Genomic DNA, 276 nt, shown 5'->3' on the forward strand with positions numbered 1-276 from the left:
AGAAAGTCACCGATCCTACCAACACTCAAGCAACAATCCTCATTTACGACGAGGTGAATCGCTTGGAAGAGCGCACCTTACCCAATGGCATCAAAACGGTTTACACCTACAAAGAAAACACCGACTTTATTGAGAAAATCGTTCACTACGCACCCGATGGAGTCACGGTCATGTCATCAGTAGAATACATCCGCTCTGACAGTGGCGAACCGACGAAGATAACGCGAGAAGATGGTTCTTATGTGGAGTTGAAATATGATGACTCTTTACGCTTGG

1 pseudogene is annotated in these 276 nt (G+C 45.7%); it reads left to right on the forward strand.

Annotation, left to right across the window (positions count from 1 at the left end):
* A pseudogene (locus JUI58_RS00265) lies at nucleotides 1–276 on the forward strand (hypothetical protein); the annotation flags it as partial.

This window comes from Spirulina sp. CCY15215, assembly GCF_016888125.1.
Lineage (GTDB): Bacteria > Cyanobacteriota > Cyanobacteriia > Cyanobacteriales > Spirulinaceae > CCY15215.